Annotated in this window: 1 protein-coding gene; it reads right to left on the reverse strand. The window is 30.6% G+C overall.

The annotated features are described in order from the left end of the window. The coding region (locus BHE89_RS23170) for a hypothetical protein (protein WP_286146444.1) at positions 1-333 on the reverse strand (333 nt) is incomplete at both ends.

Genomic DNA, 333 nt, shown 5'->3' on the forward strand with positions numbered 1-333 from the left:
AAATAAACATCATTTATTGGTATAAACTGCGTTTTATTGGCATTAAAACTTATTGGACCATAAATTCTATTACCATTACGCCTAGTTATTGATGCACCTGTTTTGGCATTAAGATGTAATCGTGTAAGTCGTTTATTTGATAGACCAATGTAATTCTCAAATGTCATTCCTTGCTCTACTATTGCACCTTGGTACATCCATTTCATTGTGATTTTATTTCCTGATTTGTCAATAAAATAAACATCATTTATTGGTATAAACTGCGTTTTATTGGCATTAAAACTTATTGGACCATAAATTCTATTACCATTACGCCTAGTTATTGATGCACCT

Origin of the sequence: Shigella sp. FC1967 (assembly GCF_001743005.1) — a bacterium.
Classification (GTDB): Bacteria; Pseudomonadota; Gammaproteobacteria; order Enterobacterales; family Enterobacteriaceae; genus Proteus.